At 75.6% G+C, this 23,307-nt stretch carries 7 protein-coding genes; all 7 read right to left on the bottom strand.

Features of this window, described 5'->3' with window-relative positions:
* Positions 1–6,029: type I polyketide synthase (locus tag FHS34_RS40720; protein WP_184975637.1), on the bottom strand; the 6,029-nt coding region annotated here is incomplete at its 3' end.
* A 110-nt stretch (positions 6,030–6,139) separates the two neighbouring features.
* Positions 6,140–17,164 (bottom strand): type I polyketide synthase, encoded by an 11,025-nt coding sequence (locus tag FHS34_RS40725; protein ID WP_184975640.1) that lies wholly within the window; start codon positions 17,162–17,164, stop codon positions 6,140–6,142.
* A gap of 92 nt (positions 17,165–17,256) precedes the next feature.
* Positions 17,257–18,537 carry a methylaspartate mutase gene (locus FHS34_RS40730; protein ID WP_184975643.1) on the bottom strand — a complete coding sequence of 427 codons (1,281 nt, stop codon included), beginning with the start codon at positions 18,535–18,537 and terminating at the stop codon, positions 17,257–17,259.
* Positions 18,534–18,986 carry a cobalamin B12-binding domain-containing protein gene (locus tag FHS34_RS43235; RefSeq protein ID WP_184975646.1) on the bottom strand — a complete coding sequence of 151 codons (453 nt, stop codon included), beginning with the start codon at positions 18,984–18,986 and terminating at the stop codon, positions 18,534–18,536. Before FHS34_RS43235 ends, FHS34_RS40730 begins: the two co-directional genes overlap by 4 nt.
* Positions 18,986–20,215, bottom strand: coding sequence for a type III PLP-dependent enzyme domain-containing protein (locus tag FHS34_RS40740; RefSeq protein WP_184975649.1), 1,230 nt, complete (start codon positions 20,213–20,215; stop codon positions 18,986–18,988). Before FHS34_RS40740 ends, FHS34_RS43235 begins: the two co-directional genes overlap by 1 nt.
* Positions 20,212–21,738 (bottom strand): AMP-binding protein, encoded by a 1,527-nt coding sequence (locus FHS34_RS40745; protein WP_184975651.1) that lies wholly within the window; start codon positions 21,736–21,738, stop codon positions 20,212–20,214. Before FHS34_RS40745 ends, FHS34_RS40740 begins: the two co-directional genes overlap by 4 nt.
* Positions 21,735–23,297 (bottom strand): amino acid adenylation domain-containing protein, encoded by a 1,563-nt coding sequence (locus FHS34_RS40750; RefSeq protein WP_184975654.1) that lies wholly within the window; start codon positions 23,295–23,297, stop codon positions 21,735–21,737. Before FHS34_RS40750 ends, FHS34_RS40745 begins: the two co-directional genes overlap by 4 nt.
* Positions 23,298–23,307 lie beyond the last annotated feature (10 nt).

A 23,307-nucleotide genomic window follows, 5' to 3' on the forward strand; every position in this document is an offset into this window, starting at 1 on the left:
TTCGACGCACCGTCCTGGTTCACCGCCGAACCACGCAGGACCGCCAGCACCTCGTGCCCGTTGCGCCGCGCGTCCGACAACCGCTCCAGCACGAGCATTCCGGCGCCCTCGGACAGGGCCGTGCCGTCCGCCGCGTCGGCGAAGGACTTGGCGTGGCCGTCGGCGGCGAGGTTGCGCTGCCTGCTGAAGTCCACGAACGTGTCGACGGTCGACATCACGGACACACCGCCGGCCAGCGCCAGGGTGCACTCGCCCTGTCGCAGCGCCTGCGCGGCCAGGTGCAGTGCCACCAGGGACGACGAGCAGGCCGTGTCGACCGTGAGGGTCGGGCCTTCCAGGCCGAGGGTGTAGGCGACGCGGCCGGAGGCCACACTGCCGAGGCTGCCGTTGCCGAGGTGGTCGCGCACGGACTCGGGGACTCGCCGCAGCCTGCTGCCGTAGTCGTGGTACATGACGCCGGCGAAGACGCCGGTGCGGCTGCCGCGTACTGCGTGCGGGTCGATGCCGGCCCGTTCGAGCGCCTCCCAGGAGGTCTCCAGCAGCAGCCGCTGCTGCGGGTCCATGGCCAGGGCCTCGCGGGGGCCGATGCCGAAGAAGTCGGGGTCGAAGTCGGCGGCGTCGTAGAGGAATCCGCCCGACCGGGTGGAGGAGTGGCCGGCCTTGCCCGGCTCCGGGTCGTACAGGCCGTCCAGGTCCCAGCCGCGGTCGGCGGGGAAGGCGCCGATGCCGTCGCCGCCCTCGGCGAGCAGCCGCCACAGCTCCTCGGGCGTGCCGACGGCGCCGGGGTAGCGGCAGGCCATGGCGACGATGGCGACCGGCTCGTCCGTCTCCCGCACGGTCACCTCGGCGGCCGTCCCGGCGGCGGCCTCGGTGGCGGCCTCGGCCCGCGTGCCGAGGAGTTCCGTCCTCAGGTGTCCGACGAGGGCGTTCGCGTCCGGGTAGTCGAAGACGAGGGTGGCGGGCAGGCGCAGGCCGACCGCGTCGCCGAGCCGGTTGCGCAGTTCCACCGCCGTCAGCGAGTCGAAGCCGGACTCGCGGAAGGAGCGGCGCGGATCGAGTGTCATGTCGCCGCCGTGCCCGAGCACCGCGGCGACGTGGCTGCGGACCAGCTCCAGCAGGGCCGCGTCGCGTGCCGCGGGGCCGAGGGCGGCCAGCCGGCCGGCGAGCGACGAGGAGTCCGTGCCGGAGGCCGCGGTGCGGCGGGCCCGGGCGGGCACCAGTGCGCGCAGCACGGCCGGGACGTCGTCGGCGCGGCGCAGCGCGGCCAGGTCCAGGCCGACCGGGAGCAGCAGCGGCTCGTCGGAGGTCAGGGCGGCGTCGAGCAGGCGCAGGCCCTGCTCGGTGGGGAGGGGGCGGACGCCGGCGCGCGCCATGCGTGCCACGTCGGCGTCGGTGAGGTGGGCGGTCAGTCCCGTGCGCTGTTCCCAGAAGCCCCAGGCCAGCGAATGGGCGGGCAGTCCGTGGTGCCTGCGGTGCGCGGCCAGCGCGTCGAGGAAGGTGTTGGCGGCGGCGTAGCCGGACTGTCCGGTGCCGTCCACCGTGCCGGCGGCGGAGGAGAACAGCACGAACGCGGCGAGGCCGAGGTCGCGCGTCAGCTCGTGCAGGTGCCAGGCGGCGTCGGCCTTGGGCCGCAGTACGGCGTCGAGGCGCTCGGGGGTCTGGTCGGTCACCAGTCCGTCGTCGAGGACGCCGGCGAGGTGCACGACGGCGGTCAACGGGTGGCCGGACGGTATCCCGGCGAGCAGGCCGGCCAGTTGACCGCGGTCGGCGGCGTCGCAGCGGGCCACGGTGATCTCCGCGTCCAGGTCGGCGAAGTCGTCGGCGGCGGTGCCGCCGCGCCCGGCCAGCACCAGTCGGCGGACGCCGTGCGCGGCGACCAGGTGCCGGGCGACGAGGGCGCCCAGCACGCCGGTGCCGCCGGTGATCAGCACCGTGCCGTCGGGGTCGAGGGACGGCATCTCGCCCCGCGCCGTGGTACGGGCCAGCCGGGGAACCCGCACCGCCCCGTCGCGCAGGGCGAGTTGGGGTTCGCCGCTCGCCGCGGCGGCGGCCACCGCCGCGCCGGCGTCACCACCGGCGTCGTCCACGAGCACGAACCGTCCCGGGTGCTCGCCCTGCGCGGCCCGGACCAGGCCCCACACGGCCGCGGCCGCCAGGTCGGTGACATCCTCCTCCCCCACCGCCACGGCACCCCGGGTGAGCAGCAACAGCCGTGACGGCTCGGTACGTTCGTCGGCCAGCCAGTCCTGTACGGCGGCCAGGACCCGCTCGGCCGCCCGGCGCGAGCCGCTGAGGGGGTCCTCGTCGCCTCCGCACGGGAGCACCGCCCACGCGGGCACGGAGTCCAGCGCGGCCGGGCCGCGCTCGTCCAGGACGGCGTACTCGGGCGCGGGCGACCCGGGCACGGGCAGCGCCGGCCAGTCCAGGCGGTACAGGTCGTCGGTGTGCGCCCCGGCATCGAGCGCTGCCGGGTCGACCGGCCGGGAGACCAGGGCCTCGACCTCCGCGACGGGGGCGCCCGTGGGGTCGGCCAGCTGGAGGGACAGGGTCTCGCCGCCGTGCAGGCGGACCCGCAGGGCGGTGGCCCCGGTCGCGTGGAGCGAGACCCCGGTCCAGGCGAAGGGCAGCCGGGCCGTGTCCTGGGCGTCGGCGCCGAGGCCGTCGGCGTGCAGGGCGGCGTCGAACAGGGCCGGGTGCAGGGCGAAGGCCTCGGCGTCGACCGGCAGTTCGACCTCGGCGAAGGTCTCGTCACCGCGTCGCCAGGCGGCGCGCAGGCCTTGGAAGGCGGGCCCGTACGCGTAGCCGAGGCCGGCCAGCCGGGCGTAGGCCTCCTCGACCGGCACGGGCTCCGCGCCCGGGGGCGGCCAGGCCGTGAGGTCGAACGCGGGCGGGGCGGTGCGCGGGGCGAGCAGGCCGGTGGCGTGCGGGGTCCAGGCGGTGTCGTCGGCGCCCTCGGGGCGGGAGTGGACCGTCAGCGCGCGGTGTCCGGTGCCGTCGGCGGCGGCCACGTGCAGCTGCAGCTGGACCGCGCCGCGGCCGGAGAGCACCAGCGGGGTCTGGAGGGTGAGTTCGGCGAGGTGTCCGCAGCCGAGGTCGTGACCGGCGCCGAGCGCGAGCTCGACCAGGGCGGTGCCGGGCAGCAGGGTGGTTCCGGCCACGGCGTGATCGGCCAGCCACGGGTGGGTGGCGGTGGAGAGGCGGCCGGTGAACAGGGTGCCGCCCTCGGCGACCGGGACGGCGGCGCCCAGCAGCGGATGGCCGGTGGCCCGGAGCCCGGCGGCGCCGACGTCGCCGGGGCCGGCGGACCGGCCGAGCCAGTAGCGCTCACGCTGGAAGGCGTAGGTGGGCAGGTCGGCGTGGCGTACGGGCATGCCGTCGAAGACGGCCGACCAGTCGACCGGGACGCCCGCGACGAAGGCTTCGCCCAGGGCGGCCAGCACGCGCTCGGGGCCGCCCTGGTCGCGCCGCAGCGAGCCGAGGCCGGTGATGTCGGCGCCCGCGGCGTCGGCGGTCTCCTCGATGCTGTGCAGGAGCACGGGGTGCGGGCTGCACTCGACGAACACCCCGTACCCGGCGTCCAGCAGGGTGCGCGTGGCCGGCTCGAACAGGACGCTCTGCCGCAGGTTGGTGTACCAGTAGCCGGCGTCCAGGCCGGTGGTGTCGAGCCGGGCGCCGGTGACGGTGGAGTAGAACGGCACCTCGGCGGGCCGGGCCCGGACACCCGCCAGGTCGGCGAGCAGCCGCTCCCGGATCGACTCGACGTGGGCGCTGTGCGAGGCGTAGTCCACCGGGAGCCGTTTGGCGCGGTCGCCGCCCGCGACGATCGTGTCGCGGAGTTCGTCGAGGGCGTCGGCGTCGCCGGACAGCACCACGGAGGAGGTGCCGTTGACGGCGGCCACCGCGACACGGCCCTCGTGGCGGGCGACCAGCTCGCGCACCCGGGCCTCGGGCAGGGCCACCGACATCATGCCGCCGCGGCCGGAGAGTTCGCGGGCGATGGCCCGGCTGCGCAGGGCCACGACGCGGGCGCCGTCGTCGAGGGAGAGCGCGCCGGCCACACAGGCCGCGGCGATCTCGCCCTGGGAGTGGCCGATGACGGCGGCGGGCCGGACGCCGTGCGCGCGCCACACCTCGGCGAGCGACACCATGATCGCCCACAGCACGGGCTGGACGACGTCCACCCGATCCAGCGGCCGCCGCGCGCGCACGGTCTCCAGGAGGTCCCAGTCGGTGACGGGCGCGAGGGCCGCGGCGCAGTCGGCCATGCGCGCGGCGAAGACGGGCGAGGTGTCGAGCAGGTCGGCGGCCATGCCGGCCCACTGGGAGCCCTGGCCGGGGAAGACGAAGGCGATCCGGGACTCCCCGGCCGGCCTGCCGCGTACCACGTTCGGCGCGGCGGCGCCCTCGGCGAGCGCGGTCAGACCCGCGGTGAGGTCGGGCAGGCCGGTGCCGGTGACGACCGCCCGCTCGTCCAGTGCGGCGCGTCCGGTGGCGAGCGTGTGGGCGATGTCGGGGACGGGGCCGGTGGCGGAGGCGAGGTGGTCGAGGATCCGGCGGGCCTGTGCGGCCAGGCCCTGTTCGCCCTTGCCGGACAGCACCAGCGGGAGCGGTTTGGTCCAGGACGGCTCCTGCGTCCGGGCCTCGGGCTCGGGGGCGGCCTCGACGATGACGTGGGCGTTGGTGCCGCTGATGCCGAAGGAGGACACGGCGGCGCGGCGCGGCTCGCCGTCGTCGGGCCAGTCACGGGCCTCGGTGAGCAGTCGCACGGCGCCCGCCTCCCAGTCGACCTGGGACGTGGGGTGTTCGGCGTGCAGGGTTCTGGGCAGCCGGCCGTGCCGCATGGCCATCACCGCCTTGATGACGCCGGCGACGCCCGCGGCGGCCTGGGTGTGCCCGAGGTTGGACTTGACCGAGCCGAGCCACAGCGGCTCCTCGCGGTCCTGGCCGTAGGTGGCCAGCAGGGCCTGCGCCTCGATCGGGTCGCCGAGGGGGGTGCCGGTGCCGTGGGCCTCGACGGCGTGCACCTGGCCGGGCCGCAGGCGGGCGTCGGCGAGGGCCGCGCGGATGACTCGCTGCTGGGAGGGGCCGTTGGGGGCGGTGAGGCCGTTGGAGGCACCGTCCTGGTTGACCGCGGTGCCGCGCACCACGGCGAGCACCGGGTGGCCGTTGCGGCGGGCGTCGCTGAGCCGTTCGACCAGGAGGAGGCCGGCGCCCTCGCCCCAGCCGGTTCCGTCGGCGCCCTCGGCGAAGGACTTGCAGCGGCCGTCCAGGGCCAGGCCGCGCTGGCGGGAGAAGTCGATGAAGGTGTCGGGGGTGGACATCACCGTCACTCCGCCGGCGAGGGCCAGGTCGCACTCTCCGGTGCGCAGCGCCTGCACCGCGAGGTGGAGGGCGACCAGCGAGGAGGAGCAGGCGGTGTCGACGGTGACGGCCGGCCCCTCCAGGCCGAGGATGTAGGAGACGCGTCCGGAGGCGACGCTGCCCAGGTTGCCGTTGCCGAGGTAGCCCTCGACGCCTTCGGGTACCTCGGTGAGCCAGCTGCCGTAGTCGTGGTACATGACGCCCGCGTAGATGCCGGTGCGGCTGCCCTTGAGGGTGTGCGGGTCGATGCCGGCGCGTTCGAACGCCTCCCAGGCGGTCTCCAGGAGCAGCCGCTGCTGCGGGTCCATCGCGACGGCCTCGCGCGGGCTGATGCCGAAGAAGCCCGGGTCGAACCGCGGGGCGTCGTACAGGAATCCGCCCTCGCGGACATGGGTCCTGCCGGGGGTGTCGGGGTCGGGGTCGTAGATGCCCTCGACGTCCCAGCCGCGGTCCCCGGGGAAGTCGCCCACGGCGTCCGTGCCGGCGTCGACCAGCCGCCACAGCTCCTCGGGGGTGCTGACGCCGCCGGGGTAGCGGCAGCTCATGGCGACGATCGCGACGGGTTCCCGCGCCGCCTCGGTGATCTCGGCCTGTCGTCGGCGCAGCCGCTCGTTCTCGAGCAATGACTCGCGCAGCGCCTCGACGATCTGCTCGACGGATGTGTCCACGGTCGGTGTCGCTCCCTGCTGGCTCGGCGGCGCTGGTGACGCGGTGGAGGGTGCGCCGGACGGGGTGGCCCGGTGCCGGACGCGGCGCGTCGTCCGGCACGGGGGCGTGGTCACCGGGTGCCGCTGCGGTCGAGCGCGGCGCGCACCAGGTCGGCCACGGCCATGGACCTGATGTCCGGGGCCGGGTCGGGGGCGGGGGCCGGGACCTGCTCGGACAGCTTCAGCAGGCTGTCCAGCAGGCCGGCTTCCCGGATGCGGGCGAGGGGGATGGCGGAGATGAGGGCGTGCAGTTCGTCGTCGCCGTGGGCCGCCGCGCCGTCGGCGGTGTCCTCGGTGTCCGCGGTGTCCCCGGTGTCCGGCAGGAGCCGTTCGAGGAGGTGGCCGGCGAGTGCCGCCGGGGTGGCGTAGTCGAAGATCAGCGTGGACGGCAGGCGCAGTCCGCTGGCCGTGTTCAGCCGGTTGCGCAGTTCGACGGCGGCGAGCGAGTCGAACCCCAGCTCGGTGAAGGCGCGGCGCGGTTCGACGGCGGCGGGTCCGGCGTGGCCGAGGACGGCGGCCACCTCGGTGCGCACCGCCTCCAGCACGGTGTGTTCGTGGTCGGCGGCGGGCAGGTCGGCCAGTCGCTCGCCCAGGGTGCGGGCGCGGTCGTCACGGTCCGGGCGGACGGTGCCGCCGGCCAGGGTCCGCAGGACGGCCGGCAGGTCGTCGCCTCGGCGGCGCAGGACGGCGGTGTCCAGCCGTACGGGCACCAGGGCGGGGGTGCCGGCGGCCACGGCGGTGTCGAACAGCTCCAGTGCCTCGGCCGGGTCTAGTGCGCCGATGCCGGAGCGTGCGATGCGCTGGGTCCCGGCCGCGTCGAGGCCCGCGCCCATGCCGCCGCCGGACCACAGGCCCCAGGCGAGGGAGGTGGCGGGCAGGCCGAGGGCGGCGCGGTGGGCGGCCAGCGCGTCGAGGAAGACGTTGGCGGCGGCGTAGTTGCCCTGGCCGGAGGCGTCGATGGTGCCGGCGGCCGAGGAGAACAGCACGAAGTGGGCGAGCCGCCGGTCGCGGGTCAGTTCGTGCAGGTGCCAGGCGGCGTCCGCCTTGGGGCGCAGCACGGTGTCGAGGCGTGCCGGGGTCAGCGCGGAGACCAGGCCGTCGTCGAGGACGCCGGCGGTGTGGACGACGCTGTCCACGGGGTGCGCGCCGAGCAGGGCGGCGAGCGCGGTGCGGTCGGCGACGTCGCAGGCGACGATCTCGGCGTCGGCGCCCGACTCCCGCAGGTCCGCCAGCAGTTCGGCGGCGCCGGGTGCCGCGGGTCCGCGGCGGCTCGTCAGCACCAGGCGGGTGACGCCGTGCCGGGTGGCCAGGTGGCGGGCGACCAGGGCGCCGAGTCCTCCGGTGCCGCCGGTGACGAGGACGGTGCCCCACGGGCGGTCCGGTACCGGGGAGTCCGGCGCGCGCACCAGGCGGGGGGCGTGGGCCCGGCCGTCCCGCCACCGTGCCTCCGGCTCCCCGGAGTCGAGCAGGGCGGCCAGCGCGGCCCGGTCCGGTACCGGGCCGTCGGGCGCGGCCCGCGCGACGAGGAGGATCCGGCCGGGATCCTCGGCCTGCGCGGCCCGCACCAGCCCGTGCACGGCGGCGTCGGCGAGGCCGCCGCCGGTCAGGACGACCAGCGTCGAACCGGCGTACCGCTCGCCGGCCGACCAGGCCCGCAGGGTCCGCAGGGTGCGGTCGAGGGCGGTCCGCACGGCGCCGGGCAGTCGCTCGCCCTCGGCGTGCGGGGCGGTGACCGGGAGGATCACCACGTCGGGGACGGTGGCACCGAGCGCGTCCGGTCCGGCGTGCACGGGGACGCCGAGGCCGAGGTCGTGGTCGCCGAGGACCGCCCAGGTACGGCGGTCGGGGCGCCCCGCGGTCACGGGCAGGGGTTCGTCGGTGACGGTGTACAGGTGGCGCCGCTGCGGGGTGAGCCGGTCGGCGGTGACGGGGCGGGTGACGTACGACTCGACGGTGGCGAGCGGCCGGTCCTCGGTGTCCGTCAGCGCGATGCGGGTGCCGTCGGGGCCGGGGGTGACGCGGACGCGGGCGGTGCGGGAGCCGGTCGCGTGGACGGTGACGCCGGTCCAGGCGAAGGGGAGGGCGATGCCTGGGGACCGTTCCCCGGGCTCGTCGTCCAGGAGGGAGGTGACGTGCAGGGCGGAGTCCAGCAGGGCGGGGTGCAGGGTGTGCCGGGTGGCGTCCTGGGCCGCGCTCGCGGGCAGTTCGAGTTCGGCGAGGAGGGTGTCGCCCTGGCGCCAGGCGGCTCGTACGCCGCGGAAGACCGGGCCGTAGTCGTAGCCCTCGGCGTGCAGGCGCGGGTAGAGCCCGGTGGTGTCGACCGGGGTGGCGCCGGGCGGCGGCCAGGCGCCGGGCGCGGGGGCGGGGGCGGGCCGGGGCGCGGGGGCGGGCCCGGTGAGGGTGCCGGTGGCGTGCCGCGTCCACTCCTCGTCGGCGGGGGCGTTCTCCGCGCGTGAGTGGATCTCGACGGTGCCGTCGGCTCCGGCGGCGACCTGGAGGCGTACGGCGGTGTCCGCGTCCAGCACCAGCGGGGCCTGCAGGGTGAGTTCGTCCAGGACGGGGCGTCCGGTGAGGCGTCCGGCGTGCAGGGCGAGGTCGACGAGTGCGGCGCCGGGTACCAGGACGGTGCCGAGCACGGCGTGTTCGGCGAGGACCGGATGGGTGGCGGTGGAGATCCGGCCGGTGAGCAGCAGACCGGCGTCGCCGGGCAGGTCGAGGCGGGCGCTGACCAGCGGGTGGCCGGCCGCGGCGAGACCGTGCCCGGCGGCGTCACCGGCGGTCACGGTGGCCGTGGGGAGCCAGTACGGGCGGTGGTCGAAGGCGTAGGTGGGCAGTTCGACACGGCGCCCCGCGTAGGTCTCGTACAGCACCGCCCAGTCGACGGCCGGGCCCCGGGTGTGTACGGCGGCCAGGGCGGCGAGCAGGCCGGACAGTTGCGGCGTGTCCTTGCGGGCTGTGGGGATGAAGGCGGTGTCCTCGGCGTCGGGCAGGCAGTCGGGGCCCAGGGCGGTGAGCACGGGCGCGGCGCCGAGTTCGAGGAAGGTGTCGGCGCCGTTCGCGGCCAGAGTCGTGACGGCGTCCGCGAAGCGCACGGTCTGCCGTACGTGCCGTACCCAGTAGTCGGCGGAGCCCAGTTCGGCCGCGGTCGCCTGGGCGCCGGTGAGGGTGGAGACGATCGGCACGGCCGGTTCGGCCGCCTCGATGCCGGTCATGACCTCCCGGAAGGCGGCCAGCATGGGCTCCATGCGGGGCGAGTGGAAGGCGTGCGAGACGCGCAGCCCGCGGGTGGTGGTGAAGTGGGCGGCGACCTCGGCGACGGCGTCCTCGTCGCCGGAGACGACCACGGCGCGGGGGCCGTTGACGGCGGCGAGCCCGCACCGCCCGTCCAGCAGCGGTGTCACCTCCTCCTCCGGCGCCTGGACGGCGACCATGGCGCCGCCCTCGGGCAGGGCCTGCATGAGCCGGCCCCGGGCGGTGACGGCGGTGACGGCGTCCTGCAGCGACCACACGCCCGCGACGTGCGCGGCGGCGAACTCGCCGACGGAGTGGCCCGCCAGCCAGTCGGGGCGCAGCCCGAAGGACTCCAGCAGCCGGTAGAGGGCGACCTGGGTGGTGAACAGCGCGGCCTGGGTGTAGGCGGTCTGCTCCAGGGTCTCGGCGTCGTCGCCGAACACGACGTCGGTCAGGGGGCGTTGCAGGTGCTTGTCGAAGAGCGCCGCCGCGCGGTCGAAGTGCTCGGCGTAGACGGGGAAGGCGTCGTACCAGTCGCGGCCCATGCCGGGGCGCTGGGCGCCCTGGCCGGAGAACAGATAGGCCAGGGTGCCGTCGGTGGCGGAGCCGGTGACGAGCAGGCCGGGTGCCTCGGTGCCGTGTGCCAGGGCGTCCAGCGCGGTGGCGGCCTGGTCCTCCCCGGTGGGCAGCAGCACGGCCCGGTGCGGATGGGTGCCCCGGGTGGTGGCCAGGGCCAGGCCGAGGTCGGCGGGGGCCGCGCCGGTCAGCTCCAGCAGGCGGCGGGCCTGGCCGCGCAGGGCCTCGGGGGAGCGGGCGGAGACGGGGAGGGCGAGCACCGGCGGTACGGCGCCCGGGTCCGTCCGCGGGGGCTCCGGGTCGGTGAACTCCTCAAGGATCACGTGGGCGTTGGTGCCGCTGATCCCGAACGAGGACACCCCCGCCCGCCGGGCCCGGCCGGTCTCGGGCCACGGGCGCCGCTCGGTGAGCAGGGCCACGGCTCCGGCGCTCCAGTCGACCTGCCGGGACGGCGCGTCGACGTGCAGCGTCTTCGGCAGGACGCCGTTGCGCATCGCCATGACCGTCTTGATGACACCGGCGACGCCGGCGGCGGCCTGGGTGTGCCCCATGTTGGACTTGACCGAGCCCAGCCACAGGGGCTCGTCGCGGTCCTGGCCGTAGGTGGCGAGCAGGGCCTGGGCCTCGATCGGGTCGCCGAGGGTGGTGCCGGTGCCGTGCGCCTCGACGGCGTCGACGTCGGCCGGGGCGAGCCCGGCGGCGGCCAGCGCGGCGCGGATGACGCGCTGCTGCGAGGGGCCGTTGGGCGCGGTCAGGCCGTTGGAGGCGCCGTCGGAGTTCACGGCGGAGCCGCGGACCAGCGCCAGCACGCGGTGGCCGTTGCGGCGCGCGTCGGACAGCCGCTCGACGACGACCACTCCGACGCCCTCGCCCCAGCCGGTGCCGTCGGCGGCGGCCGCGAAGGACTTGCAGCGGCCGTCGGCGGCCAGTCCGCGCTGCCGGGCGAAGTCGACGAAGGTGTCCGGTGTCGACATGACGGTGACGCCGCCGACCAGGGCGAGGTCGCACTCGTCCTGCCGCAGGGCCTGGGCCGCCAGGTGCAGGGTGACCAGCGAGGAGGAGCAGGCGGTGTCGACGGTGACGGCCGGCCCCTCCAGGCCGAGGGCGTAGGCGACGCGGCCGGAGACGACGCTGCCCAGGCTGCCGTTGCCGAGGTAGGCGGCGAGGTCCTCGGGGACGTCGGCGAGCCAGGTGCCGTAGTCGTGGTACATGACGCCCGCGAACACACCGGTGCGGGAGCCGCGCAGCCGCTGCGGGTCGATGGCGGAGCGCTCCAGCGCCTCCCAGGACACCTCCAGCAGCAGCCGTTGCTGCGGGTCCATGGCGGTGGCCTCGCGCGGGCCGATGCCGAAGAAGCCTGGGTCGAACTCGGCCGCGTCGTACAGGAAGGCGCCTTCGCGGGTGTAGGTACGGCCGAGGGTGCCGGGCTCCGGGTCGTACAGCGCCTCGGTGTCCCAGCCGCGGTCGTCCGGGAAGCCGCCGACCGCGTCCACGCCGTCGGCGACGAGCCGCCACAGGTCCTCCGGGGAGCGGACCCCGCCGGGGTAGCGGCAGCCCATGCCGACGATGACGATCGGATCGTCGTCGCCGGCCGTGTTGCGGACGGCGGGGGCGGTCTCCTGCGCGCCGGCGCCGAACAGCGTGTCGCGGATGTGGCCGGCGAGGACGCGGGAGGTGGGGTGGTCGAAGACGAGGGTGGCGGGCAGCCGGAGCCCGGTGGCGGTGTTCAGCCGGTTGCGCAGCTCGACGGCGGCCAGCGAGTCGAAGCCCAGGTCGGTGAAGGCCCGTCCGGGGTCCACGGCGGACGGCCCGTCGTGCCGGAGCACGGCCGCCACCTCCGTACGGACCAGATCGAGCAGGGCGCGGTCGCGGTCGGCGGCGGACAGTGCGGCGAGCCGTCCGTCCGTGGCCGTGGCGGGCGCGGTGGCGCTCGCCACGGCCCGGCGGGTGACCGGGCGGACGAGCGTGGTGAGCAGGGGCGGCACGCCGTCGGGGCGGCGGCGTACAGCGGTGGCGTCGATCTCCACGGGCACCAGGTGGGGTGCGCGGGAGCGGAGGGCGGCGTCGAACAGCTCCAGGGAGCGTTCGGCGGACAGGCCGGGGATGCCGTGGCCCGCGATGCGTTCCCGGGCGGTGTCGTCGAGCGCGGCGCCCATGCCGCTGTCGGTGGCCCACAGGCCCCAGGCGAGCGCGGTGGCCGGCAGGCCGAGGGCGGCGCGGTGTGCGGCGAGGGCGTCGAGATAGGCGTTGGCGGCGGCGTAGTTGCCCTGGCCGGGGCCGTCGAGGACGGCGGCGAGGGAGGAGAACAGCACGAAGTGGGCGAGGTCGCGGTCCCGGGTCAGCTCGTGCAGGTGCCAGGCGCCCAGTGCCTTGGCGTGGAAGACCTCGTCCGTCATCTCGTCGGTGAGGGTGTCCACGATGCCGTCGCGGACGGTGCCCGCCGCGTGCACCACGGAGTCGACGGGGTGCTCGGCGAGCAGACGGCGCAGCGCCTCGCGGTCGCCGACGTCGCAGGCGGCCACGGTCACCTCGGCGCCGAGCGCGGTGAGTTCGTCGCGCAGTCCGGGGGCGGTGCCGCGGCGCCCGGCGAGCACCAGGCGGCGTACGCCGTGGGCGCGGACCAGGTGCCGGGCGAGGAGCGCGCCGAGGCCGCCGGTGCCGCCGGTGACGAGGACGGTGCCCCAGTCGGCGGCGGGCGCGTCCCCGTGCGGATGTGCCGTCAGCCGGGGCACCGTGAACTGCCCGTCGGTGAGGGCGAGTTCGGGTTCTCCGGTGGTGAGGATCCGGCGCAGTTCGGCGTCGGAGGGCAGCGCCTCGTGCTGGACGAGGACGTAGCGGCCGGGGTTCTCCGCCTGGGCGGAGCGGACCAGCCCGCGGACGGCCGCGTGGGCGGGGCTGTCGGCCGGGGTGACGACGACGAGCCGGGTTCCCGCGAGGCGTTCGTCCGACTGCCAGGTGCGCAGCAGAGCCAGCACCTCGTGGACATGGGCGCGCGCTTCGGCGGCGTCGGCGCCCGCCGGGCCGGGCACACGGTGCACGACGGCGTCCGGGGCGGGCCGGTCGAGCAGCGCGTCGATTCCACCGGTCCCGCCGTCCAGGACGGCGGTACGCAGCGGTGCGGTGGCCGCCGGCCGGGGGTACGGCGACCACCGCACGGTGTACAGGACGTCGCCGGCCGGTACGGGGCGGGAGGTCAGGGCCTCGATGTCCGCCACCGGGGCGCCGGTGGCGTCGGCGAGGTGCAGGGCGATGGTGTCGTCGCCGCGGCGGCTGATCCGCACGCGGAGGGCGGTCGCGCCGGTCGCGTGCAGGGTGACCCCGGCCCAGGCGAACGGCACCAGCACCTCGGGGCGCGCCGGGGTGTCGAGGTCGGCCGCGTGCAGCGCCGCGTCGAGCAGCGCGGGGTGCAGGCCGAACCCGGTGGCGTCGGCGGCGGTCTCCTCGGGCAGGGCCACCTCGGCGTAGAGGTCGTCGCCGTGCCGCCAGGCGGCGCGCAGCCCCTGGAAGGCGGGCCCGTAGCCGTAGCCCTGCGCGGCGAGGTCGGCGTAGACGCTGGTGGTGTCGAGCGGCCGGGCGTCACGCGGCGGCCACACGGTCGGGTCGGCGGTGGCCTGTGTCGCCGGGGCCGCGGCCGTGGTGGTGAGGGTGCCGGCGGCGTGCTGGGTCCAGGGGGCCGCCTCGGCGGCGCGGGTGTGGACGGTGACGGCGCGCCGGCCGGTGTCGTCGGGTTCGCCGACAGCGACCTGGACGGCGACGTCGTCGTCGGCGCGCAGCACGAGCGGGGTGCCGAGGGTCAGCTCCTCCAGGGTGTCCGCACCGACGTGGTCGCCCGCGCGGAGGGCGAGTTCGACGAAGGCGGTGCCGGGGAACAGCACCCGTCCGGCGATGACGTGGTCGGCGAGCCAGGGCTGGGTGCGGGGGGAAAGCCGGCCGGTCAGTACGGCACCCTCGGCGCCGACGGCGACCACGGCCGCGAGCAGCGGGTGGCCCGCGGGGAGCTGGCCGAGGCCCGTGGCGTCGCCGGCGGTGCGCTGCTCCAGCCAGAAGCGGCGCCGCTGGAAGGGGTAGTGGGGCAGGTCGACGCGGCGTCCGCCCAGGCCGGCGAAGTGCCGTCGCCAGTCGACGGGGACGCCCCGGGCGTGCGCGGCGGCGAGCGCGGCGACGGCCTCCCGGGCCTCGGACCGCTCACGCCGCAGCACGGACAGGAAGGCGGTGCCGGGTGCGTCGGTGCAGTCGGGGCCCATGGCGGACAGCACCGCGTCGGGGCCGACCTCGAGGAACGTGCGCACCCCGGCGTCGGCGAGCGTGTGCACGGCGTCGTGGAAGCGGACCCGGGCGCGGACGTGTTCCACCCAGTACTCGGGGTCGCACAGCTCCGCGGTGACGGGGGCGCCGGTGACGGTCGAGACGACCGGCAGCTTCGGCTCGGCGTAGTCCAGGACGTGCGCGACGCGCCGGAACTCGGCCAGCATGGGTTCCATCAGTGGCGAGTGGAAGGCGTGGCTGACCCGCAGGCGCTTGGTGTCGTGGCCGCGCGCGGCGAGCTCGGCGGCGATGCGCTCCACGTCGGCGGCGTCGCCGGAGACGACGACGGCGGCGGGTCCGTTGACGGCCGCGATGCCGGTGCGCGGGGTGAGCAGCGGCGTCACCTCGTCCTCGGTGGCGCGTACGGCGACCATGGCGCCGCCCTCGGGGAGTCGGCCCATGAGCCGGCCGCGGGCGGCGACCAGGATCGTCGCGTCCTGGAGGGTGAGCACGCCGGCCACGTGGGCGGCGGCGATCTCGCCCACGGAGTGCCCGGCGAGCTGGTCCGGCGTGAGGCCCCAGCTCTCCAGCAGGCGGTAGAGGGCGACCTCCAGGGCGAACAGGGCGGGCTGCGCGTACTCGGTACGGTGCAGCAGCCCGGCCTCGGGGGTGCCGGGCTCGGCGAACAGGACGTCCTTCAGCGGCCGGTCGAGCTGGAGGTCGAAGTGGGCGCAGGCGTCGTCCAGGGCGTCGGCGAACACGGGGTGGGACGCGGCGAGTTCGCGGCCCATGCCGGTCCGCTGGCTGCCCTGCCCGGTGAACAGGAAGCCGAGTTCGCCGTCGGCGCGCGCGGTGAGGGGCGTGGCGCCGGAGGCCAGGGCGTGCAGGGCGGCGCGCAGTTCCGGGCGGTCGGCGGCGACGAGGACGGCCCGGTCGGGCAGGGCGGCCCGGGTGGTGGCCAGCGAGTGGGCGAGGTCGAGCGGACCGGCCTGGTCGACCAGGGACAACAGGTCGGCCGCACGCGCCCGCAGAGCGGCCTCGCCCCGGGCCGACAGCACGAAGGGCAACGGTGTCACACCGGCCACGGCGCAAGCACCGGAGTCGGCGTCGACGGCAGCACCGGTGTCGGCGTCGCCATCGGTGGCCGTCGGCCCGGTCTTCGACCGCTTCGGCACGCCGCTCGGCTCCGCGGAGGCACCGCCCCCGGGCTCCCGCCGCGCCGCAACGCCGTCGTCCACGGGATCCGGTCGTTCCGCGGTGCCGCCCACCACCGGCTCCCGCGGCGAGACGAGACCACCGCCCCCGGCCTCCGGCCGCTCCGCGAGACCGCCGACCACCGGCCCCCGCCGGTCCACCGCGCCGTCGGTCATCGGCTCACGGTCGGGGTCGTCGGCGTCCGCGGGATCCGGTTGTTCCACGATCACGTGTGCGTTCGTTCCGCTGACGCCGAAGGAGGACACGCCGGCCCGTCGGGGGCGGCCGGTGTCGGGCCACGGGCGCTGGGCGGTGACGAGTTTCACGGCCCCGGAGGACCAGTTGACGTGCGGGGTGGGCGTGTCGACGTGGAGGGTGGCCGGTATCCGCCCGTGGCGCATGGCCAGGATCGCCTTGATCAGGCCCGCGGCGCCGGCGGCAGCCTGGGTGTGGCCGAGGTTGGACTTGACCGAGCCGAGCAGCAGCGGAGCCTCGGCGGGCCGGCCCTGGCCGTAGGTGGCGAGCAGCGCGGTGGCCTCGATGGGGTCGCCGAGCCGGGTGCCTGTGCCGTGCGCCTCGACCATGTCGACGTCGGCGGCGGCAAGGCCGGCGTCGGCGAGCGCGCGGCGGATCAGCCGTGCCTGCGCGGTGCCGTTGGGTGCGGTCAGGCCGTTGGAGGCGCCGTCCTGGTTGACGGCGGAGCCGCGGACGACGGCCAGCACCCGGTGCCCTGCGCGCCGCGCGTCGCTCAGCCGCTCCAGGACGAGCACACCGACGCCCTCGGCGAATCCGGTGCCGTCCGCGGCGGCGGCGAACGCCTTGCAGCGGCCGTCGGCCGCGAGACCGCGCTGCCGGCTGAAGGCGGTGAACACGCCGGGTCCGCCCATCACGGCCACGCCGCCCGCGAGCGCCAGCGAGGACTCGCCCTGCCGCAGCGAGCGGCACGCCAGGTGGACGGCGACCAGGGAGGCGGAGCAGGCGGTGTCGACGGTGACGGCGGGTCCCTCGGCGCCCAGCACATAGGCGACCCGGCCGGAGATGACGCTGTTGGCGTTCCCGGCGAGCAGGTAGGCGTCGAGCCCGTCCGGGGCGTCGTGCAGGCGCGGGCCGTACTCCTGGATCTCGGCGCCGAAGAACATGCCGGCCGGGGTGCCGCGCAACGCGGTGGGATCGATGCCGGCGTCCTCCAGGGCCTGCCAGGAGGTCTCCAGGACGAGCCGCTGCTGCGGGTCCATACCGAGCGCCTCGCGCGGGCTGATGCCGAAGAAGTCGGCGTCGAACTCGGTGGCGGTGTCGAGGAATCCGCCGCTGCGGACGTAGGTGCTGCCGGGCACCTCGGGGTCCTCGTCGTACAGGGCGTCCAGGTCCCAGCCGCGGTCCTGGGGGAAGCCCGACAGCACCTCGCCCTCCTCGGCCAGCAGGCGCCACAGGTCGGCGGCCGAGGAGATGCCGCCGGGGAAGCGGCAGCCGATGCCGACGACGGCGATCGGTTCGTCGGCGGCGCCGTCACCGGCCGGTTCGGCGGGTTCGTCCGTGGTGCCGTGGACCTCCGCCAGCAGCCGGGCGGCGAGGTCGTGGACCGTGGGGCAGTCGTAGGCGAGGCCGACCGGCAGGTCCAGGCCGGTGCGCTCGGTCAGGCGCCGGTGCAGGTCGACCGCGGCGAGCGAGTCGAGGCCCTGCGCGGCGAGCGGGACGGCCGTGTCGAGGGCGTCCACCGTGCCCGGCCGGGCCGTCTCGATCGCCTCGGTGACGGCGGTCCGCACCAGTTCGGTGACCAGCCTGCGGTGCTGGGACGGTACGGCCGTGGCGAGCCGCCGTGCCAGAGCTGAGTCGTGTCCGGGCCCGTTCATCCACGCATCTCCACTTTCGGCCGACACCGGTTTTCCTCACCTTTTTCCACACCGTAGTGACGGCCCCCGAAAGGCCACACCCTTAACCACCCCTAGGGGCGCGCGGGTTCGGCGCTCCGCGTGTCCTCGGGGTCGTAACGGTCGTAGGAACGGCGTACATAGGACAGGGATTCGAGCAGTCCCGCGGAGGTGACGGCCTGGGCCGGGCGTACGTCGGCGATACCGTTCAGTGGCATCTTTCCGATGTCGGCCCAGCGCAGCCGGCCGTCCGCGTCGATATAACTCCGGCTGAATCCGGCGTTGTCCGGATGCAGACAGTAGGGAACGTCGAGGCGTCCCTCGGCGAACGCCTTCAGCAGTGCCGTGCCGAGGTCGTCGTCCAGCTCCAGCACGGCGTCGACCAGCGCGGACGCCTCGGCGTAGGTCTGGGTGCCGGTGGCCTCCAGCGGGGCGCGCGGTGTCCGCCCGGCGACCGCGGCCGCGTATTCGAGGGCGGCGACGTTCTCGGCCACGGTCGGAATACGGCGGGATTCCGCGACGGTTTTCACGATGAGCCGTTCGGAGCCGCTGGCGACGGCGAGTTCGGCTGCTTTTCCGAGGAGCCGGTAGGCGCCCTCTTCCGTTTCCGGATACAGCCCCATGTAGGCGTAGACGACGACATGCCATTCGGTGTCCGGCAGGTGTCGCGCGCACAGGCGGCGCAAGGCGGCCACCGCTTCGGCGTCCTGGCCGGGATCGGTCTGCTGGGCGTAGCTCACCGAAATGCTCCGGATGCCGTGCCTGCGGAAGAACAGCGCCTCCAGGAGACTGACGGCGACGAGCAGACTGGGCGGACACAGCTGCCCGAGGACGCAGCCGCCGAAGGTCTCCAGGTGCGGTTCGGCGCCCGACTCCCCCACGGTGGCGAGCAGTCGGCAGGAGGCGGCCCAGTGGGCGACGGACTCGCGCAGCGGAACCCGGCCGTAAGGCAGGCAGTAGGAGACCGGACCGCCTTCGGAGGCGTCGAGGCCGACGGCGGTCAGCGCCCGGAAGATGTGCTGCGGCGCGGCCGAGCCGTGCCGGACCTGCACCGGGAAGCCAGGGCCGTGGATGCCGTCGAGCACCCGCAGGGTGGTGGCCCTGTCGTGGCTCACGATCGGGTAGCCGTTGAGGGCGACGCCCTCCAGGACGGCCAGTTCCGCCGACTCCAGGTCGCCGACCCGGGTGTAGCTGTCCAGGGTGATCGTGCCGACGGTGGTCGCCGTGGCGTTCCGGGTGGCGAGCAGCCCGGCCCGCATCCGTTCCGGGCTGCTCATGCCCATCCGGGGCTGGACCACCAGACGGCCGGCGTCGTGAGCCCGGCGCACGAACGCGCCGAACCCGACGCCGGTCACACCAGGGCCCGCTGCGGCAGCGTCGCGAGCATCCGCAGGAACGCGTCCACGCCCTCGGCGCTGTCGTCGAACACCGCGTCGTAGCCGGCGGCGCGCAGCGCTGCCACCTCGTCGTCGCCGCAGGGGCCGGCGATGCCGAGCTTGCCGCCGATGACGGCGGGCACGGCGGTGAGTTCGGGGTGTTCGCGCAGCCGGGTGATGGTGCGCATGCCGTCGTGGTAGCCGTGGCCGTTGACGCTGCTGACCACGATGAGGGCCGGGCGGTGGGCGAGCGCCTCGGTGATGAGCAGTTCCTCGGGGACGCAGGGACCCAGGTTGACCACGCGCTGCCCGTGCTCTTCGAGGAGGAGCTGGAGGTAGACGAGGTTCCAGGTGTGGGAGTCGGAGATGCCGCCGGCCACGAGGACGGGCTGGTCGCCGGGGGCGGGGCTGGTCGGGAAGGGGCTCATCACAGGGCCTGTCCGTGTTCGTAGGTTCGGGTGTGCTCGATGCGGGAGACGGAGACGAGGCCGGCGCCGCGGACGACGATCTCGGCCGGGGCGGGCCGGCCGAGGAACATCAGCAGGCTGGCCGTGGGGCCGTAGGCGCCGGCGTTGGGCACGGTGAGCAGGTCGCCCGGTGCCGTCTCGGACAGCGGGACGTTCCGGCCGAGCAGGTCGCCCGGGGTGCACAGCGGTCCCGCGAGGCTCGCGGGCGTGCCGTCCGTGCCCACCGACTCGTGCGGCTCGACGGACACGGGCAGGATGCGGCCGAGGCCGGACATGCCGCCGAAGGTGTTGATGCCGGCGTCGAGGACCAGGTAGCGGGTGTCGCGGCTGTCCTTGACGTTGACGACGGAGGTGACCAGGGTGCCGCTGTCGGCGACCAGGTAGCGGCCCGATTCGCAGGCGATCCGCGGGGCCCCCGCGCGCCAGCCGGGGAAGTGCTCGTCCAGTGCCTCGGCGAGGGCGTCGCGCAGTCCGCCGTAGACCGGGCGTTCGCCCTGCACGGCGTACGGCGCCGCGAACCCGCCGCCGATGTCGACGAGGCGGAACGTGATGCCGAGGGCGTCCTGGAGGGCGGCGGCGGTGGCCAGGGTGTGGCGGAACTCGGCGATGAGGCTCGCCTCGTCCTTGGCGTTGCTGAGCGGGAAGAAGTGCAGTCCGGCGATCCTGGTGCCGGGTACGTCGCGCAGCTCGGCGGCGAGGCCGGGCAGGGTCTCGCTGTCGAAGCCGAACTGCGAGGGCACGCCCGTCATACGGATGCTGGTGGCCGCCGCGCCGGTGGCGTTGTTGACCCGGATCAGGCAGTCGGCGGTGAGGCCGAGTTCCAGCGCGGTCCGGCCGACGCGGCGCAGGTCGCCGGGGGACTCCGTGGAGAACAGGCGGACGCCGCGGGTCAGCGCCTCGGTCAGTTCCTCGCCGGTCTTGCCGGGGCCGGTGTAGAGGATCCGGTCGCCGGGGAAGCCGGCCCGCAGGGCGGCGTCGAGTTCGCCCACGGAGCTGATCTCGGCGCGGCAGCCGCCGGAGCGCAGCTCGCGCAGCAGTTCCGGGTGCGGGTTGGCCTTGGCGGCGTAGAACACCTCGACCCCGTCGGGCAGCGCGGCGAACAGGTCGTCGCGGGCCGCCGCCACCCGGTCCAGGTCGTAGACGTAGGACGGGGTGCCGAAGCGCCGGGCGAGCTCGGTGGGGCCGGTCACGGGGTGGTTCCTTCCAGGAGGCGGGCGAGCCGTTTGCGGTCGTGCTTGCCGTGCGGGGTGAGCGGCAGCTCGGCCACGACGCGGCTCACACCGGGCACCTTCGCGGGCTCCAGGCGCAGCGACAGTTCCTTCAGCAGGGCGTGCGGGTCGATGTCGCCCTCCGCGAACACCGCGAGGTCGCGGCCCTCGGCGGGCGGCAGCACGGCGGCGGCACGGACGCCGGGGACGTCGGTGGCGGCGGCCTCGATCTCGGTGGTGCTCATCCGTACGCCCTTGTGCTTGAACATGTCGTCGCGGCGGCCCTCGTAGTAGAGGAAGCCGTCCTCGTCGACGTGTCCGAAGTCGCCGGTGTGCAGCCTGAGTCCGCCGTCGGGTGCGGGGCGGAAGGCGCGCGCCGTCTGTTCCGGTGCCCGCCAGTAGCCGGGCATGACGTGCGGGCCCTCGACCACGATCTCGCCGGTCCGCCAGGGCGGCAGCGCCTGGCCCTCGTCGTCCACGGCGAAGGCGCGGGTGCCGGGCAGCGGGCGGCCGACCGAGTCGGGTTTGGCGTCCTGGAAGGCGGGCGGCAGGACGGAGACGCGCTTGCACTCGGTCTGTCCGAACTGGATGACCACCTCCGCCCCGGGGAACGCCTGGCGCAGCCCGTCGGCGGTGGTCTTGGGCAGCGCGGCACCGGTGTTGGTGAACATGCGCACCCGGGACTCGCGGCTCGGTTCGCGTTCCGCGAGCGCGCAGATCATGGTGGCCAGGGAGGGGACGATGGGGACGACGGTGGCCCCGGTCTCCCGGATACGGCGCAGCAGGACCAGGTCGGACTCACCGTCGGCGAGCACGATCTCGCTGCGGCCGGCCGCGGTGAGCAGCACCTTGTACAGGCCGTAGTCCCAGGAGATGGGGAAGCGGCAGAAGACCACGTCGTCGGGGCGGTAGCCGAGTTCCAGGTTGATGGCCTCGGTGGCGAAGACCATCCGGCCGTGCGGGCAGATCACCGCCTTGGGGGCGGCGGTCGAGCCGGAGGTGTAGACGAGGACGGCGAGGTCCTCGGGGCCGGTCTCGGCGCCGTCGGAGCGGGCCCCGCGCACGCGCAGGGCGGTGATCTCCCGCCACACCTCGCCGAGGCCGAGGACCGGGACGCCCTCGGCGAGGGCGGCGATCCGGCCGACGGCGGGGTCGGTGACGACGACCAGCGAGGGCTCGGCGTTCTCGGCGACCGCCCGCAGGTGGTAGTCCTTCATGCCGGTGTTGACGGGGACCAGGACGGCGCCGCGCCGGGAGGTGCCGTACAGCAGCGCGACCAGTTCGCGGGTGCTGGGCAGCTGGACGAGGACCCGGTCACCGTGGCCGATGCCGTGTTCCTCCAGCCAGGCGTCGACGGCGTGGCTGTGGGCGGCGAGCTCCCGGTAGGTCCAGCGGCCCGCGCCGTCGGTGACCGCGGGGGCGTCGGGGCACTCGGCGGTGGCCCCGTCGAGCAGGTCGTGCAGCCGGGCGTCGGTGCGGGCCTGCGCTGTCGGTTGACCGTTCACTGCGACTCGTGCCGCCTCTCGTGTGTGCCGGCCGCCCCGGCGGGCCGCCTCATGGCCGTGGCCCGGGAGGCGAGCTTCCTGCGGTCGGTCTTGCGGTTGGAGTTGAGCGGGAGCGCGTCCAGGTGGTGGTAGGCACGCGGGACGACGGCGGCCGGCAGCACCTCCCGCAGATGGCGGGCGAGCCGGGCGGGCGGCACGGGTTCGCCGGTGTGGAAGACGGCCAGCTCGACGGTGCCGTCCACGGGTACGGCCACGGTGACGGCGTCCTCGACACCGGGGCAGGTGCGCGCGGCGGCGTCCACCTCGGCGAGTTCCACCCGTACGCCGTGCACCTGGACCTGGGCGTCCTGCCGGCCCAGGTAGAGCAGGCCGCCGTCGCCGGCCCGCCGGACGCGGTCGCCGGTGCGGTAGAAGCGGTGGCCGTCCCGCTCCAGGAACCGTCCGGTGTCGTCGGCGGGGTCGAGGTAGCCGGGTGTCAACTGGGGCCCGGCGACGCACAGTTCGCCCTCATCGCCGGTGGCGGGCGCGCCGTCGGTGCCCAGCAGCAGTGTCTCGTGGCCGGGGTGGACGGCGCCGATGGGCACCATGTCGTTCGGGTGCCGTCCCGGGGTCCAGCGGTGCGCGGCGACGGTGATGGTCAGTTCGGTCGGGCCGTACAGGTTCTCCAGCGTCGCGCCGGGCGCGGCGGCGGCCCAGTCCTCGGCGTCCTTGCAGCTGAGCGCCTCCCCCGCGAAGAAGCTCCAGCGCAGCGGGGCCAGCGCGCCCGGCGTGAGACCTCCGGTGCGGCGCACCAGGGTGATCGCGCTGGGCGTGGAGAACCACACGGTGAGGCGCCGCTCGTCCACGAACTCCGGGAGGTGGGCGTAGGCCCGTGCCGGTACGGGCACGACGGCGGCGCCGGCTCCCCAGGCGCAGAAGAGGTCGAACATAGCGCAGTCGAAGTTCAGGTCGAAGGTCTGCGAGAACACGTCGTGCGGCCCGAAGTCGTAGCGCTGGTCGAGCAGTCGGAAGTAGTGGGCGGTGTTGGCGTGGGTGACCGGGACGCCCTTGGGCCGGCCGGTGGAGCCGGAGGTGAACAGCACGTAGGCGATGTCGGAGGGCCGGGCGGGCATGGGGGCCTTCAGGGCGCTGTCCGCGTCGGCGGCGAGCGCGGGCATCGGCTGCCCGCCGGGCGCGAACAGGGTCGGCAGGGCGACCCCGTCCGCGTGCAGCGCGGTGAGGGCGGGCAGGGCGTCGTCGTCGGCGAGCAGTGCGCCGACGCCGGCGGCCTCGATCATCTGCCGGGTGCGGGCCGCGGGGAAGGCCGGCTGCAGCGGTACGACGGTGACGCCGCTGTACAGGCCGGCGAGCAGGGCCGCGTACGCCGTGGGTCCCTTGCCCGCCAGCACGCCGACGGCGGGCGGCTCGCCGGGGAGTCCGGCCAGCAGCGAGCCGGCCAGGACGAGGGCGCGTTCGTGCAGCTCGCGGTAGGTGAGGTCGACGCCGTCGGCGCGCAGCGCGGGCCGGTCCGGGGCGAGCGCCAGGCCGCGCGCGAACCGGCCGGACAGCGTGCCGTCCATGGTGGGATCC

The organism is Streptomyces echinatus, assembly GCF_014203595.1.
Taxonomy (GTDB): Bacteria; Actinomycetota; Actinomycetes; order Streptomycetales; family Streptomycetaceae; genus Streptomyces; species Streptomyces echinatus.